Raw genomic sequence first — 13,976 nt, 5'->3', positions numbered from 1 at the left:
GGAGGCGGCGTCGGGCTTTGCGGGGTGCGTAAGGCGGGGGTGCTTAGCGGGTGCTGCCGGCCAGGAGCCCGCGGCTGCGGAGGAGTCGCTTTTCGATGGGCCCGAAGACCAGCAGTTCGATCAGGATGCCGACGGCGAGGATCAGCAGGATCGCCGACATCACCACCGTCATGTCGGAAAGGATCCGGCCCTGGTCCAGCAAGGAACCCAGGCCGAAGCCGATGGTGCCGCCCACGGCGATGATTTCTGCGGCCATGAGGGACCGCCAGGAGAAGGCCCAGCCCTGCTTCAGGCCGCCCAGGTAGCCGGGCAGTGCGGCGGGGAGGATGATCTGCAGCGCCATCTCCAGCCGGGACGCACCCAGGACGGTGCCCACGCGCCGGTACTGCGGCGGGATCTGGTCCACACCGGAAATCAGGCCGTTGATGATGGACGGGATGGCGCCCATGAACACCACGAAGTACACGGTGGCATCGGTGAGGCCGAACCAGATGATGGCAGCCGGGACCCAGGCAACCGACGGCAGCACCTGAAGCCCGGAAATCAGCGGACCAAAGGCCCGGCGCAGCGGCGCGACCTGTGCCAGCAGGAGGCCCACGGGCGTGGCGATGGCCACCGAAATCAGGAAGCCCACCAGCCCGCGCTGCAGTGATGTCCACACGGCTTCCTGGAGCTTGCCTTCGTTCCAGAGGACGCCCACCTGCGCTGCGACATCCAGCGGGCCTGGCACCAGGTCGCGCCGTTTCAGGCCGAGCGAGACGTAGAACTGCCAGATCAGAACCAGCACCACCAGTGCGGCGATGGGCAGCAGGATGCGGCTCCAGTCGATGCGGTTCTTGCGGGCGGCGTCGGACTGCAGGGAGTCCAGCCCGGACTCGAGTTCCCGCAGGTCCTCGTTGCCGGTGGAGGTGCGGGTGAGTGCGGCGTGGATGTGCCGGGGTTCGGCGGGTTCGGCGGAAGCTTCAGCCAGGGGCGTTGGGTTACTTGGCATGGCGGCGGATCTCCTCCCGGAGCCGGGCGGTGATGACCCCGGTCAGCTGGCCGGCGAGCCCGGCGTCGGTGCGGTGTTCCTCGGTGACGGCCCATTCCTGGACCACGCGGCCGGGGCGGGAGGACAGCAGCAGCACGCGCTGGCCCAGCCGGACGGCTTCGCGGACGTTGTGGGTCACAAAGACGATGGTGCGGCCGGTTTCCTTCCAGATCCGCTCCAGTTCATCGTGCAGCAGGTCGCGGGTGATGGCGTCGAGGGCGGCGAAGGGCTCGTCCATGAGCAGCAGCTGCCGGTCCTGCGCGAGCGACCTCGCCAGGGACACGCGCTGCCGCATGCCGCCGGAAAGCTCGTGCGGGCGCTTGTCCCCCGCCGCGCCCAGGTGCACCAGTTCCAGCAGCTCCTGGGCCTTGGCCTTGCGGTCTGCCTTGCCAACGCCGCGGAGTTTCAGGGCCAGTTCGATGTTCTCCCGGGCGGTGAGCCAGGGGAACAGCGCGGCGTCCTGGAACATAAAGGCGGCACCGTCGCTGGGCACCTCCAGGGCGCCCGACGACGGCGGCTCCAGTCCCGCGATGATGTTCAGCAGGGTGGATTTGCCGCAGCCGGAGGCACCGAGGAGGGCAACGAACTCGCCCTTCCCGATGGTGGCGTTGACGTCGTCCAGTACCGGGGCGCCGTCGCCGAAGCGCTTGCCCAGGTGTTCCAGTACGACTGGCATGGTGCCGTCCTTAAGTTGGTGGGTGGATCAGTCCTGGCCGAGGCCGGCTGCTGAAATCTTGCTGCTGGTGTCCGCGCCGGCAAGGTCTGCGCCGGCGGCAACCTCGTTGAGCGGCCGGAGGTCGAAGAGGCCGGTGATGTCGGCCTGCTTGGTGGTGCCGGCCTCGACGCCGTCCTCCAGCAGCCGCGGGTAGCTTCCGGCCAGCGGGTCCAGGGTGAACGTGATGTTGGCCAGGGACCGGGCCAGGACGTCATCGGCCAGGGCTGCCCCGGCAGATTCCTGCAGTGCCGAGTTGATGACGCTTGCCTTTTCCTCGGCGGGGGCTTCGTTGAGCCAGGCCACCGACTCCGCGTGGCCGACCAGAAGGGCCTTGACGGTGTCCGGGTGGTCAGCGGCGAACTTCTGGTTCACGATCAGGACGGTGGTGGGGAACTCGCCGGGCTTGCCCGTGGCGGTCCCGTCCCAGAGGTCCTTTTCGTCCACCAGCACCTTCGCTCCGGCCTGGAGCACCAGCCGCGAGGCCCATGGCTCAGGCAACCACGCGCCGTCGAGCTTTCCGTCCTGGAACAGCTTGAGCGTCTGCGCATTCTCCGTGGGGTTGATGGCCACGTCGCCGCTGCCGTCCACGTTGGTCTGGTACCCCTCGGAGGCAAGCCAGGACCGGAGGGCCACATCCTGGGTGCCGCCGAGCTGCGGGGAAGCGAGGGTCCTGCCCTTAAGGTCCGCGGCGGAGTCGATCTCAGGCTTGACCACCAGCTGCGCACCGCCCGCGGCGGCGCCGGCGATGATGCGCACGGACTGGCCCTGGCTCTTGACAAAGGAGTTGATGGCCGGGTTGGGGCCGATGTAGGCGGCGTCGATGGCACCGGCGTTCAGGGCCTCGATGGCCGCGGGCCCGGCATTGAACGTCTCGGTGCTGAGCGCGGTGCTGCCCAGGGCTTCGGCCAGGAAGCCCTGCTTGATGCCCACCAGGGCCGGGGCGTGGGTGACGTTGCCGAAGTAGCCCAGTTTAAGCTCGGCGGCGGGCGTGGGTTCAGCGGCCTGCGCCTCCGTGTTGCGTGAAACGGTGGAGGCCACCACGGCGCCGACGGCGATCAGCAGGACCAGCCCGATGGCCAGGGCAGCCTCGATGGCACGCTTGCGCTTGGGTACCGCGCTTTCGCCTGCCACGATGCGGGTCATCCCGGGCTTGGAACTAGTCATTGTTTCACCATAGGGAGTGCCCCAAACCCGTTCAATGACGCGGAAACGGGGGGTCACGCAGGTTCATCTAGCGTCATATTCGGACGCCATCCGCCGGGGTCGCCGGAACGGTGCCCGCTCGCCGTTCCGCTCCGGCGCCGTGGCACCGTTCCGGCGAACGCGCGCGGCCAGGTGCCCGTGACCGGCTCAGTTTCCTTTGACGTTGACCAGCTGCCGCAGCTTGTGCCGGACGGTGACCAGGTCCGCCGCGTCCTGCATCACGACGTCGATGGGTTTGTAGGCCGCGGGTATCTCGTCGATGAACGCCTCCGAGGCCCTGAACTCGATGCCCCGCATGGCCTTTTTCAGTTCGTCGAGGGAGAAGGTTTTCCGGGCGGCGTTGCGGGAGTACTCCCGGCCTGCCCCGTGCGGCGAGGAGTTCAGCGACGCCGCGTTGCCGAGTCCTTCCACCACGTACGACGACGTCCCCATGGACCCCGGAATAAGTCCGGGATCGCCGTGGGCGGCTTTGATGGCGCCTTTGCGGGACACCCAGACGGACTTGCCGTAGTGGACCTCCTGCCGGGTGAAGTTGTGGTGGCAGTTGACCCTCTCGAGTTCCTGCACCGTCCCGCCCACCCAACGGCCGAACTGGGCACTGACGCGGTCCATCATCTCTTCGCGGTTCAGGAGGGCGAAGTGCTGGGCCCAGCTTAGCTCCGCCATGTACCTCTCGAACTGGGACGTGCCCTCCTCGAGGTAGGCGAGGTCCGGGTCCGGCAGGTGGATCTGTTGCTTGGCCACCGCGTGCTGGGCGACGCCGATGTGATGCTGGGCGATCTTGTTGCCGATGCCGCGGGAACCTGAGTGCAGGAACAGCCACACGGCGTCGGCCTCGTCCGCGCAGACCTCAATGAAGTGGTTGCCAGATCCGAGCGAGCCCAGCTGGAGGTCCCACTTCTCCACGTACTGAGCCGGGTTGAAGCCGGCTTTCGCGGCCAGCTTCTTCAGCTCGGCTATCCGCGGCTCCGCCGTGGCCTGCACAGTCCGGTTGTTGTGGCCGGCGGACAGCGGGATTGTCTGCTCGATGTCCTCGCGCAGCCTCTTCCGGTCCCTGGGCAGGTCCTTCAGTGCGTACTGGGTCCGGACGGCGATCATGCCGCAGCCGATATCCACCCCCACGGCCGCCGGAATGATCGCGTGCAGGGTGGGGATCACCGAGCCCACGGTGGCGCCCTTTCCCAGGTGGGCATCGGGCATCAGGGCGAGGTGCGGGTAAATGAATGGCAGCTGTGAGGTCTTCACCGCCTGCTCACGCGTCTTGTCATCCAGGATCGAGGCCCAGTTCAGCAGCTTGCTGTTGATGGCTTCCATGCGGGGCCTCCCATGGGACGGCTGGGGACTAACGTGGTTCCTAGGCTAACCCCGGGCAGGTTATCTGGCCGGTCCACCCTGACAAGGAGACGCACGTATGGTGAACGTCCAGACCGGCATCCTCATCCGCAGGCCGCGTGCGGAGGTGGCGGACTATGCGGCCAACCCGGACAACGCCCCCACGTGGTACGCCAACATCCACAGGTCGCAGCGCCTGAACGCCGGACCGCTGGGTACCGGATTCAAGGTGGCCTTCACGGCAAAGTTCCTGGGCCGCGAGCTCAGCTACACCTATGAGTTCGTGGACTATGTCCCCGGCGAGCGGCTCGTCATGCGGACGGCGCAGGGCCCGTTCCCCATGCAGACCACCTACACCTGGACGGACGACGACGGCGGGACGCGCATGACGCTTGGCAACACCGGGAGCCCCTCGGATTTCTCGAAGCTCGCGGGGCTTTTCATGGCACCGATGATCCGCCGGGAAACCCGCAAGGACCTGCAGAAACTCAAGACCATTCTGGAGTCGTGAGAAGTCTGGAACCTACGCAGCCTTGCGGTGCAGGCCCCGGGTCTGGTTCCGGCCAGGCCCCGCCTGCGGCTCACGCAGCAGGCGGAGGTTGTACCAACAGAACATCGCGAGCCCCAGGTAAAGGGACAGCTCCATCGCCTCGGCATACTCCGAGATGACGAACGTGGGCTCCGGCCAGATCAGCAGGCGGAACAGGCGGTAGCCGGCGGCCAGCAGGAAGGCCGGCACAAGGCACAGCGGCGGGACCAGCAGGCGCCTGTTCTTCAGGTGCTCCCACCGTTTTCCAAGGGCAGTCCATACCAGCGGGGCACAGACGCCGTAAAGGCTCGCAAGGAGCATGGCCGCGGGGACCAGTTCCTGCACGCCGCGGATATTGTGCACTGTGGTTTCGCCCTGGCGGTTGACCTCGTTCAAGGATTCCGGCGTGGCCCAGCCGAAGATGCGCTGTCCCCAGGAGATCTCCTCGCCCGTCAGGAACCAGACCCCCAACGTAACAACCCCATAGAGCACAGCCATGCCCCAGCGTTTGGCACGGATCAGGTACACGGTGATGAGGGGCAGGAAGATGCTTGCCGCCAGCAGGCACGCGAACTGCAGCCATTCGACAACGGAGTCCTCGTTAACCAGCCAGAGGTAGAAGTCCTTGAACGGAAGGGTTGCCGCCACCACCACGGCGATGATGAACGGGATCAGGATCAGCAGGCGCGCATGGCGGGGTTCGATCCTCCAGTCCTCGGAGTCTCGCCGGAGATGCTCAGCCGCCCGGGTTTTCCACTCTTTGATGGCCGGCATTGTGCCTCCTCAGGTGTTGCGTCCAGATCCAAAGGAAGCTCGTGCCCCCGCAGACCATTAAGTCGTGGTGGCGCAGCAGCCCGCACGAGTAGCGAGTACTTGCATTTGAACAGGGCAGCACTGAGGGCTGTTGCCAGTACTCACCGCCCAAGACAACAAAACCGCGGCCTGTTCGCGGATCCGAACCATCAAGGCAAGGATCTGCGAACAAGCCGCGGTATTGCCGCGGTATTAGGGGAAATCAGATGCTGTAGCGCTCGTCCTCATGGTCGCCCGGGTGGTCCTTGACCAGTCCGGCGGCGAGGGTGTTGCCGTCCAGCGGGTCGATCACCAGGAAAGCTCCGGTCCGGCGGTGGTGGAGGTAGTTCTCCAGCGGCAGCGGCGCGGCGAGCCGGAGCTGCGCGTTGCCAATGTCGTTAAGCTCCAGGGTGGACGCCGGTTCCAGCTTGAAGGACGCAAGGTCAAGCTTGCCGCCGACGTTGCGGACCAGGGCCTGGACGGTGCGGGTGCCGTGCTTGACCAGCACCTTCTGGCCCTCGCGCAGCGGCTTCGGGGACAGCCAGCAGAGCGACGCATACAGGTCGGCTGAGGCTTCGCGGACGGTACCTGCGGCGGCGATGGTGTCGCCGCGGGCCACATCGAACTCCTCGGCCAGGCGGAGGGCCACGGACTGCGGGGCGGCGGCTTCCTCCAACGAAGCGCCGGCGAAGTCGATGCCCACCACAGTGGTGGTGCGCGGGTCCTGGCCGGGCGTCAGGACGGAGACCTTGTCCCCCACCTTGACCGAGCCCTCGGTGATCTGGCCGGCGTACGCACGGTAATCACGGTAGGCCTCCACGTCCAGGCCGGCGGCGACGGCGTCCGGAGCCAGGGCGCCCTGCGGACGGATGACCAGCTGCACCGGAAAGCGGAAGCTCTCGAGGTGGCTTTCCAGCTCATCGGCGGCGGGCAGGGTCTCCAGGACCTCCAGCAGCGCGGGCCCGGTGTACCAGGGGGTGCGCTCCGAGCGCTCCACCACGTTGTCCCCATCAAGGGCGGACACCGGAACCACCAGAAGGTCGCTGAGTCCATCGGATCCCAGACCGAGTTCGCGGCCCACCTGCTGCACGTCGGCTTCGATGTCGCGGAACACGGACTCGCTGAAGTCCACCAGGTCGATCTTGTTCACGGCCACGATCACGTGCGCCACGCGCAACAGCTGCAGCACGGACAGGTGCCGGCGGGTCTGCTCCAGCACGCCCTTGCGGGCATCAATAAGTACGACGACGGCATCCGCCGTGGACGCGCCGGTCACCGTGTTCTTGGTGTACTGCACGTGCCCGGGGCAGTCGGCCAGGATGAAGCTGCGGCGGTCAGTCGCGAAGTAGCGGTACGCGACGTCAATGGTGATGCCCTGCTCGCGCTCGGCACGCAGGCCGTCGGTCAGCAGGGCCAGGTCAATCCCGCCCTTGTCGCCGCCGAAGCCGCGGTCCGCCGAAGTGCGCGCAACGGCGTCGAGGGTGTCAGCCAGGATGGCCTTGGAATCGTGAAGGAGGCGGCCCACCAAAGTGGACTTGCCGTCGTCGACCGATCCCGCGGTGGCAAAACGGAAGAGCGTTGTTGGCAGGGCTGTTTCCAGGTCCGCCGGGAGAACTGCTTCGGTGGTCATTAGAAATACCCGTCCTTCTTGCGGTCTTCCATGGCGGCCTCGGAGATGCGGTCATCTGCACGGGTGGCGCCACGTTCGGTCAGGGTGGAGGCAGCGACTTCAACCACAACGTCGGCCACCGTGTACGCGTCGGACTCGACGGCGCCGGTGCAGGACATGTCCCCCACGGTGCGGTAGCGGACGGTCTTGGTGATGACGTCCTCGTGCGGCAGCGGCTGGGACACCTCGCCCACTGCGCGCCACATCCCGTCGCGGGCGAAGACCTCGCGCTCGTGGGCGTAGTACAGGCCGGGCAGCTCGATGTTCTCGCGCTCGATGTAGCGCCAGATGTCCAGCTCGGTCCAGTTGCTGATGGGGAACGCACGGACGTGCTGGCCCACGGTGTGCCGGCCGTTGTAGAGGTTCCACAGCTCGGGGCGCTGGTTGCGCGGGTCCCACTGGCCGAACTCGTCGCGGAGGCTCAGGATGCGCTCCTTGGCGCGGGCCTTGTCCTCGTCGCGGCGGCCGCCGCCGAAGACGGCGTCGAACTTGTTCTGCTGGATGGCGTCCAGCAGCGGGACGGTCTGCAGCGGGTTGCGGGTGCCGTCGGCGCGCTCGGCGAGCTCGCCGCGGTCGATGAATTCCTGGACGGAGCCCACCACGAGCTTCAGGCCGAGCCGCTCAACGGTGCGGTCGCGGAAGTCGATGACCTCGGGGAAGTTGTGGCCGGTGTCCACGTGCAGCACGGGGAACGGAACCTTGCCGGGCCAGAAGGCCTTGGTGGCCAGGTGCAGCATCACCACGGAGTCCTTGCCGCCGGAGAACAGCAGGGCGGGCTTTTCGAACTCGGCAACAACCTCGCGGATGATGTGGATGGCCTCGGACTCCAGGGTGTCCAGGCTGCTCAGGCGCGTGGAAACGGCAGCGTCAGTCACCTGGGTGGTCTCCTCGGTTAGGTAAGTGCTCATACGTGTAGTCCGCATTCTGTCTTGTCGGTCCCTGCCCAGCGGCCGGCGCGGGGGTCGTCGCCCGGCGCCACCTTCCGGGTGCAGGGCTGGCAGCCAATGGAGGGGTACCCCTGGGAAAGCAGCGGGTTGACGGGCAGGAGGTTGTCATCCGAGTACTGGACCAGCTGGTCGAACGTCCACGCAGCCACCGGATTCACCTTGACCAGGCCGTTGACCTCATCCCAGGTGACCAGCGGGGTGTTGGTGCGTGTGGGCGCTTCGTCGCGGCGTACACCGGTGAACCACAGCTCGTAGCCGGACAGGGTGCGGCGCAGCGGGGCCACCTTGCGGAGGGCGCAGCACTGGGCGGCGTCGCGGGCAAACAGGTCCTTGCCCAGGAGCCGGTCCTGCTGTTCCACGGTGCTCTCTGGAAGCACGTCCACCACGTTGACGCGGAGGTTCGCGGCCACTTCATCGCGCGTGGCGTAGGTTTCCGGGAAGTGGTAGCCGGTCTCCAGGAACAGGACGTCGACGCCGGGCATCTGGTCTGCCACCAGGGCCGGGAGGACGGCGTCGGCCATGGAGCAGGCGACGGCGACGGCGGGCAGCTCGAAGTTGCGCTCCACCCAGGCAATTACATCGCGGGCGGGGGCGTCCCAGCCGAGCTCGGCGGCACCGGCTTCGGCGATGGCCTTGAGCTCTTCCTTGCTGCGGAGCTTGGGAGCGGCGGTCGCCACCGTCTCCTCAACCTGCGCGGAAGCCTCAGCCGGTGCCACCACGGCGTCTACCCCAAGTGCGTGCTTACTCACTGGAGTGCCTCCTCGTCTGCTGCGTGGGCCCATTCCGCGAAGGTCTGGCCTTCGGCCCGCTGGGCCACGAAAGTGCGGACAACGCGCTCCACGTAATCCGGGAGGTCGTCGACGTAGACCTTGAGGCCGCGGACGGTGCGGCCCAGGCCTGCTTCCTCGCGCTCGTTGGAAGCCAGCCCGCCGCCCAGGTGGACCTGGAAACCCGGGGAGGGGTCGCCGTCGGGCGTTGGCAGCATCATGCCCTTGAGGCCGATGTCCGCGGTCTGGATGCGGGCGCAGGAGTTGGGGCAGCCGTTGATGTGCAGGGACAGCGCGTGGGGCAGCTGGCCGCTGTCAGCGAGGTCGGCCAGGCGGCGTTCCAGCTCTGCCACTGCCGTGGCTGCGGTGTACTTGGTCTCCACGATGGCCAGCTTGCAGTACTCGATGCCGGTGCAGGCGATGGTGCCGCGGCGGAACACGGACGGGCGGGCGGACAGGCCCAGCTCGTCCAGCTCGGCCACGAGGGGCTCCACCTGGTCCTTCTCGACGTCCAGGACAACGAGCTTCTGGTGCGGGGTGGTGCGCAGCCGGAAGGAGCCGCGGGCCTCGAGGGTGTCCGCGAGCTTGACCAGCGCGGCACCGGACAGGCGGCCGGCCAGCGGGGTGGCGCCGATGAAGAACTTGCCGTCCTTCTGCTCGTGCACGCCGATGTGGTCTCCCGGGGTGGTGGGCTTGGGCGCGGCGGGGCCGTCAGCCAGCTTGTAGCCGAGGTATTCGTCTTCGAGGATCTGGCGGAACTTCTCCGGACCCCAGTCGGCCATCAGGAACTTCAGGCGGGCCTTGGTGCGCATGCGCCGGTAGCCGTAGTCGCGGAAGATGCTGGTCACGCCGAGCCAGACGTCGGCGGCCTGCTCCGGCGTCACGAACGCACCGAGGCGCTTGCCGAGCATCGGGTTGGTGGACAGCGCGCCGCCGGCCCAGAGGTCGTAGCCGACGCCGAGTTCCGGGTGGCGGACACCCACCAGGGCGAAGTCGTTGATTTCGTGGACCACGTCCTGGCTGGGGTGGCCGGTGATGGCGGTCTTGTACTTGCGCGGCAGGTTGGACAGCAGTGGGTTGCCGATGAACCGCTCCCCCAGCTCCTCGATGAGCGGGGTGGGGTCGATGATCTCGTCCTTGGCGATGCCGGCCACGGGCGAGCCCAGGATCACGCGGGGAACGTCGCCGCAGGCCTCGGTGGTGGACAGGCCAACACCCTCCAGGCGGGTCCAGATCTCGGGGATGTCCTCCACGCGGATCCAGTGCAGCTGGATGTTCTGGCGGTCGGTCAGGTCGGCGGAGTCGCGGGCGAAATCCACGGAGATCTGCCCGATGACGCGCAGCTGTTCGGTGGTGAGGGCGCCGCCGTCGATGCGGACGCGGAGCATGAAGTACTTGTCCTCGAGCTCGTGCGGCTCAAGCGTGGCCGTCTTGCCGCCGTCGATCCCGGGCTTGCGCTGGGTGTACAGGCCCCACCAGCGGAACCGGCCGTGGAGGTCCTGGCCGGGGATGGCGTCAAAGCCTTCCTTGGAGTAGATGGTCTCGATACGCTCGCGCACGTTCAGGCCGTCGTCTTCCTGTTTCCAGGTTTCGTTGGCGTTCAGCGGCGTTTTGCCGTCCACTTTCCACTGACCGTGCGGCTTCGCGGCGGGACGGGACGTGCGGGCCGGGCGCTTTGCGGCAGCGGAATCCGCCGACGCTCCGGCTAGAGCTGTATCAGTCATGCATCGACTGTAGGTCCCGCCCGAAGAGCGTCACAAAGGCCCGGAAACGCTAAGTCACCTAGGGAAATATTTCGTCACGAAACGCCGGACAGCCTTGAAGAAGCCACCCTGCTGTGCATTTGCGGCCGGTTCCGCGGGGGCCTTTTGGGGGGCCTGTGCTGTTGTTTCAGTTGGCGCGTGGGCGGCGGCTTGACGGGCTTTTTCGACGGCGGCGTCATACCTGTCCAGCGCAATCTCGGCGAGCACCGGGGAGGGCAGCAGCGGTTCGGTCACGACGTCGGCCCCGGCCTTGGCCAGCTGGTCGTGGAAGAAGCCCGGCGCCAGGAGGTAGGAGGCAATCACCACGCGGCCGCCGACGTCGACCGCCCCGGCGGACTCACCCGCCCCGGCACCGCCTTCCAGCTCCTCGCGAAGCATCGCGACGGCGTCGGGCACGGAAGGTTTCGCAGAGGCACCATAGGCGGCCACCATCCGGTTGGACCGCAGCTCCCGGAGCTGGCCCAGCAGTTCCTCGACGCTGATGGCGGCGTTGGGGTTGGAGGAGCCTGCCGCGGCGAGCACAATCACGTCGTTATCCGTCACGCCGGCTTCACGCAGCCGCTGGTCCAGCAATGCGGCCAGGCGCGGATCAGGCCCCAGCGGCGCGGCTGCGGCACTGCCCGGGCGGCTCTTCACGGCCCGCGCAATGTCCACCTTCACGTGGTAGCCCACGCTGAGCAGCAGCGGCACCACCACGGCGGCTTCCCCCTCGGGCAGGCCCGCCACCACGTCCACCAGATCAGGCTGCTGGACGTCCACATAGGCCTCCCGGACATCAAGGCCGGGGCGGAGCCCGGCGATGGCGGCGCGCAGGGCGTTGACCTCCGCGGCTCCCTGTGTGTTGGACGTCCCATGGGCGCAGGCGATCATGATGGGGCTGTTCATACGGGCTAGCGTAACGTTGGAGCCGCCCTGTCCGCCCTCTTTTGAATTGCCGGGACGCTCCATGACATTCGCCTTTGACAACGCGCCGGTGTGGCTGGACCTGCTGGGCGTCTTCTTCTTCGCGGTGTCGGGCTCCCTGCTGGCGGCCCGGAAGCACATCGACATTGTTGGGTCCCTGCTGCTGGCTTCCCTGGTGGGACTGGGCGGCGGCGTGATCCGGGACATCATCCTCAACAGCGGGCCGCCCGCGGCCTTCACCAACCCGGCCTACCTTGTACCGCCGCTGCTGGCCACGGCCCTGGTGTACTTCCTGTTCCCCAGCGTGCAGCGGTACACGTCGCTGCTGACCCTGTTCGACGCAGGCGGGCTTGCCCTGTTCTGCATGACCGGCACGCTCAAGGCACTGGCTGCCGGCATGAACCCGGTGGCGTCGGTCCTGCTGGGAGTCACCACGGCGGTGGGCGGCGGGCTGCTGCGCGACATCACCGCCAACGAGGTTCCTGAACTCTTCAACCCCAAGGACATCTACGCGCTGCCGGCCTTCGTGGGGGCCGCCATGACCGCCGGGCTGTGGGTCTTGGGCGTCTTCAACGTGCTGACGGCCACCGCCATCGCAGCCGTGGTTTTCACTTTCCGCATCCTGGCATGGCGGCGCTCCTGGCAGGCGCCGCTGGCCGTTCACGGGTGGCACCGGCGGGGCAGCAATCCCGCGGCCTGACCACCCCATCGGTGGCACTCCCGCGTCACTTTGCAGGGCCCGGGATTAGCTAGGATATGAAGCATGACTGACATGTTCCTCGAGAAATTCCGTGCGCTTGTTCCGAAGTATCTCGAAGACGAATGGCAGGCAGAGGACGGGCTGGATCCGGACGAGCTGGACAAGGCCCTGGCCGACCACCAATTCCAGATTCCCCTGGTGCTCCGCGAGTTCTACCTGGCTGTCGGTGGCTGCGAGGACCTGATGGAGGCGTACCACTACTTCTGGGATCCCGACGAGCTCGAGGTTGACGACGAAGGCTTCCTGATGTTCCTCGAGGACGAGGAAGAGGAATACACGTGGGGCTTCCGGGTGGGCGACCTCAGCGTCCCCGACCCCATTGTGTACCGGCGCAACAACGCCCGCGGGCAGTGGAAGTCCGAAGAAGGCACGTTCTCCGAGTTCGTGTTCGACATGTTCGAGTGGGCCTTCGAGGACGACGACAACTAGGCTCCCTCTCTTCCGTTACAGCGCGGCGTCGAGATCCTCCGGTGCCCGCTGGGTTTCCTCACCTTTTGGGGTGTGCGACGGTGTGTCCTCCTCCGATGACGGTGTTTCCCCCGGTTCGCCAGCAAAACCTTAGGAATCTCAGCGGATAACCCGGCCCCGGAGGACCTGCCACACCTCTGCCATGATTCTTTCCGGGTGATGCACCACGTCGGCGTACCCGTAACGCAGTACCGCATATCCGGTGAGGGTGCTGGCGTTGTTCCTGGCACGGTCCTTCTTTACCTGCCGGGGCTCAAGGTGGGTGGCGCCGTCAAGCTCGACGATCAGGAATCCTTCCAGCAGGAAGTCCACGATGCCGATGCCGGGGAGCTCCACCTGTGTCTCCGTGAAAATGCCCGCCGCGCGGAAAAGGATCCGGGCAACCACCTCGATGGGCGAATCTGCGGTACCGTCAACGAGTTCCAGCACGCGCCTGGCTGCACCGTTCCGCTTACCGGGTAGCCGCCCGCGCAGGTAGCCGAGGGTGGTTATCCCCTGCCGGGCTGCGCTCTCCACCATGACGGCAGCTTCCATGGCCGGAAGGCAGCGCAGGCTGTGGATCAACACGTCAGTAGTGCTCGCCACGGGTTTTGGTGAATCCGGAGGAATCAGGGTCCCGCGGTGCACGACGGCGTCCGCCGGCCCACGGTGCCGGCACAGGAGGTGAACCCTTGACGGTTCCCTCAACAGCCAAAGACGGCGATGTACTGCGGCGGAAGCACAGGTCAGCAGGCCATTGCCCAGGACAGCCGCAGTCATGTCCGCCGGGGCCCCGGGCAGTGCCACCACCCCGTGCCGCAGACGGCGGATGTCACCCAGCGCCACAGCATTGCGAATGCTCCGGTCGGTGAAACCAGCCTGCAGGAGTGTGGATGTGCGCGCCACAGAGCCTGCGTACGTGAGAAATCGGGTGAGGTCCATGGAGCCAGCAGACCCAATCTTCGACGGGGAATGCAGTGCCGGGGAGGCCTATGTGGACAAAGCTCCTGCTGAACTTCCCCGGCTTTCGAGCTGCCTGTCGGCGGGTCCCTGCAACTCGCCGGGCTTCCTACCCGGTGCCGGCAGAAAGGTGGGGAAACTCAGCGCCAACAAGTCCGT

General features: G+C 66.9%; 14 protein-coding genes. 3 read left to right on the top strand and 11 right to left on the bottom strand.

Features of this window, described 5'->3' with window-relative positions; translation table 11 throughout:
• Nucleotides 1-43: 43 nt before the first annotated feature.
• The 4 genes from AC6CHP_RS00890 to AC6CHP_RS00875 form a co-directional block, all read right to left on the bottom strand.
• The gene (locus tag AC6CHP_RS00890; protein ID WP_188727237.1) at nucleotides 44-991 is read right to left on the bottom strand and encodes an ABC transporter permease; all 948 of its coding nucleotides are present in this window, start codon (nucleotides 989-991) and stop codon (nucleotides 44-46) included.
• Nucleotides 981-1,706, bottom strand: coding sequence for an ABC transporter ATP-binding protein (locus AC6CHP_RS00885; RefSeq protein WP_104184437.1), 726 nt, complete (start codon nucleotides 1,704-1,706; stop codon nucleotides 981-983). Before AC6CHP_RS00885 ends, AC6CHP_RS00890 begins: the two co-directional genes overlap by 11 nt.
• Nucleotides 1,707-1,733: 27 nt before the next feature.
• Nucleotides 1,734-2,888, bottom strand: a complete 1,155-nt coding sequence (locus AC6CHP_RS00880; protein WP_498228291.1) for an ABC transporter substrate-binding protein — start codon at nucleotides 2,886-2,888, stop codon at nucleotides 1,734-1,736.
• Between the two features lie 207 nt (nucleotides 2,889-3,095).
• A complete protein-coding gene (locus AC6CHP_RS00875) occupies nucleotides 3,096-4,262 on the bottom strand; it encodes an RtcB family protein (protein WP_498227808.1) in 1,167 nt (388 codons plus the stop codon).
• Nucleotides 4,263-4,359: 97 nt separating this feature from the next.
• On the opposite strand from AC6CHP_RS00875, the gene AC6CHP_RS00870 reads away from it, so the two are divergent.
• The gene (locus AC6CHP_RS00870; protein WP_498227806.1) at nucleotides 4,360-4,791 is read left to right on the top strand and encodes an SRPBCC family protein; all 432 of its coding nucleotides are present in this window, start codon (nucleotides 4,360-4,362) and stop codon (nucleotides 4,789-4,791) included.
• Nucleotides 4,792-4,803: 12 nt separating this feature from the next.
• Here AC6CHP_RS00870 and AC6CHP_RS00865 read toward each other — a convergent pair whose 3' ends face one another.
• From AC6CHP_RS00865 to AC6CHP_RS00840, 6 genes are all read right to left on the bottom strand, one after another.
• Entirely contained in the window at nucleotides 4,804-5,583 is a 780-nt protein-coding gene (locus tag AC6CHP_RS00865) for a hypothetical protein (protein ID WP_498227805.1), read from the bottom strand.
• A 241-nt stretch (nucleotides 5,584-5,824) separates the two neighbouring features.
• On the bottom strand, nucleotides 5,825-7,231 hold the full coding sequence (locus AC6CHP_RS00860) for a sulfate adenylyltransferase subunit 1 (protein WP_498227803.1): 1,407 nt from the start codon (nucleotides 7,229-7,231) through the stop codon (nucleotides 5,825-5,827).
• Nucleotides 7,231-8,178, bottom strand: coding sequence for a sulfate adenylyltransferase subunit CysD (gene cysD / locus AC6CHP_RS00855; protein WP_066278202.1), 948 nt, complete (start codon nucleotides 8,176-8,178; stop codon nucleotides 7,231-7,233). Before cysD ends, AC6CHP_RS00860 begins: the two co-directional genes overlap by 1 nt.
• Nucleotides 8,175-8,966 carry a phosphoadenylyl-sulfate reductase gene (locus AC6CHP_RS00850; RefSeq protein ID WP_498227800.1) on the bottom strand — a complete coding sequence of 264 codons (792 nt, stop codon included), beginning with the start codon at nucleotides 8,964-8,966 and terminating at the stop codon, nucleotides 8,175-8,177. The genes cysD and AC6CHP_RS00850 overlap by 4 nt, the downstream gene beginning before the upstream one ends.
• Nucleotides 8,963-10,708 (bottom strand): nitrite/sulfite reductase, encoded by a 1,746-nt coding sequence (locus tag AC6CHP_RS00845; RefSeq protein ID WP_251425173.1) that lies wholly within the window; start codon nucleotides 10,706-10,708, stop codon nucleotides 8,963-8,965. Before AC6CHP_RS00845 ends, AC6CHP_RS00850 begins: the two co-directional genes overlap by 4 nt.
• 54 nt (nucleotides 10,709-10,762) lie before the next feature.
• Complete coding sequence (locus tag AC6CHP_RS00840; RefSeq protein WP_498227798.1) at nucleotides 10,763-11,632, bottom strand: sirohydrochlorin chelatase; 870 nt, start codon at nucleotides 11,630-11,632, stop codon at nucleotides 10,763-10,765.
• Between the two features lie 61 nt (nucleotides 11,633-11,693).
• On the opposite strand from AC6CHP_RS00840, the gene AC6CHP_RS00835 reads away from it, so the two are divergent.
• Together AC6CHP_RS00835 and AC6CHP_RS00830 are read left to right on the top strand one after the other, a co-directional pair.
• Nucleotides 11,694-12,350 (top strand): trimeric intracellular cation channel family protein, encoded by a 657-nt coding sequence (locus AC6CHP_RS00835; protein WP_188727224.1) that lies wholly within the window; start codon nucleotides 11,694-11,696, stop codon nucleotides 12,348-12,350.
• A 63-nt stretch (nucleotides 12,351-12,413) separates the two neighbouring features.
• Nucleotides 12,414-12,839, top strand: coding sequence for a hypothetical protein (locus tag AC6CHP_RS00830; protein ID WP_066278208.1), 426 nt, complete (start codon nucleotides 12,414-12,416; stop codon nucleotides 12,837-12,839).
• Nucleotides 12,840-12,977: 138 nt separating this feature from the next.
• On the opposite strand, the gene AC6CHP_RS00825 is transcribed toward AC6CHP_RS00830, so the two are convergent.
• Nucleotides 12,978-13,763, bottom strand: coding sequence for an endonuclease domain-containing protein (locus tag AC6CHP_RS00825; protein ID WP_498227796.1), 786 nt, complete (start codon nucleotides 13,761-13,763; stop codon nucleotides 12,978-12,980).
• Nucleotides 13,764-13,976 lie beyond the last annotated feature (213 nt).

It is taken from the genome of Pseudarthrobacter sp. GQ63, assembly GCF_059758765.1.
The sequence above is the reverse complement of the archived record's forward strand: the minus strand, read 5'-3'. Positions and strand labels throughout refer to the sequence as shown.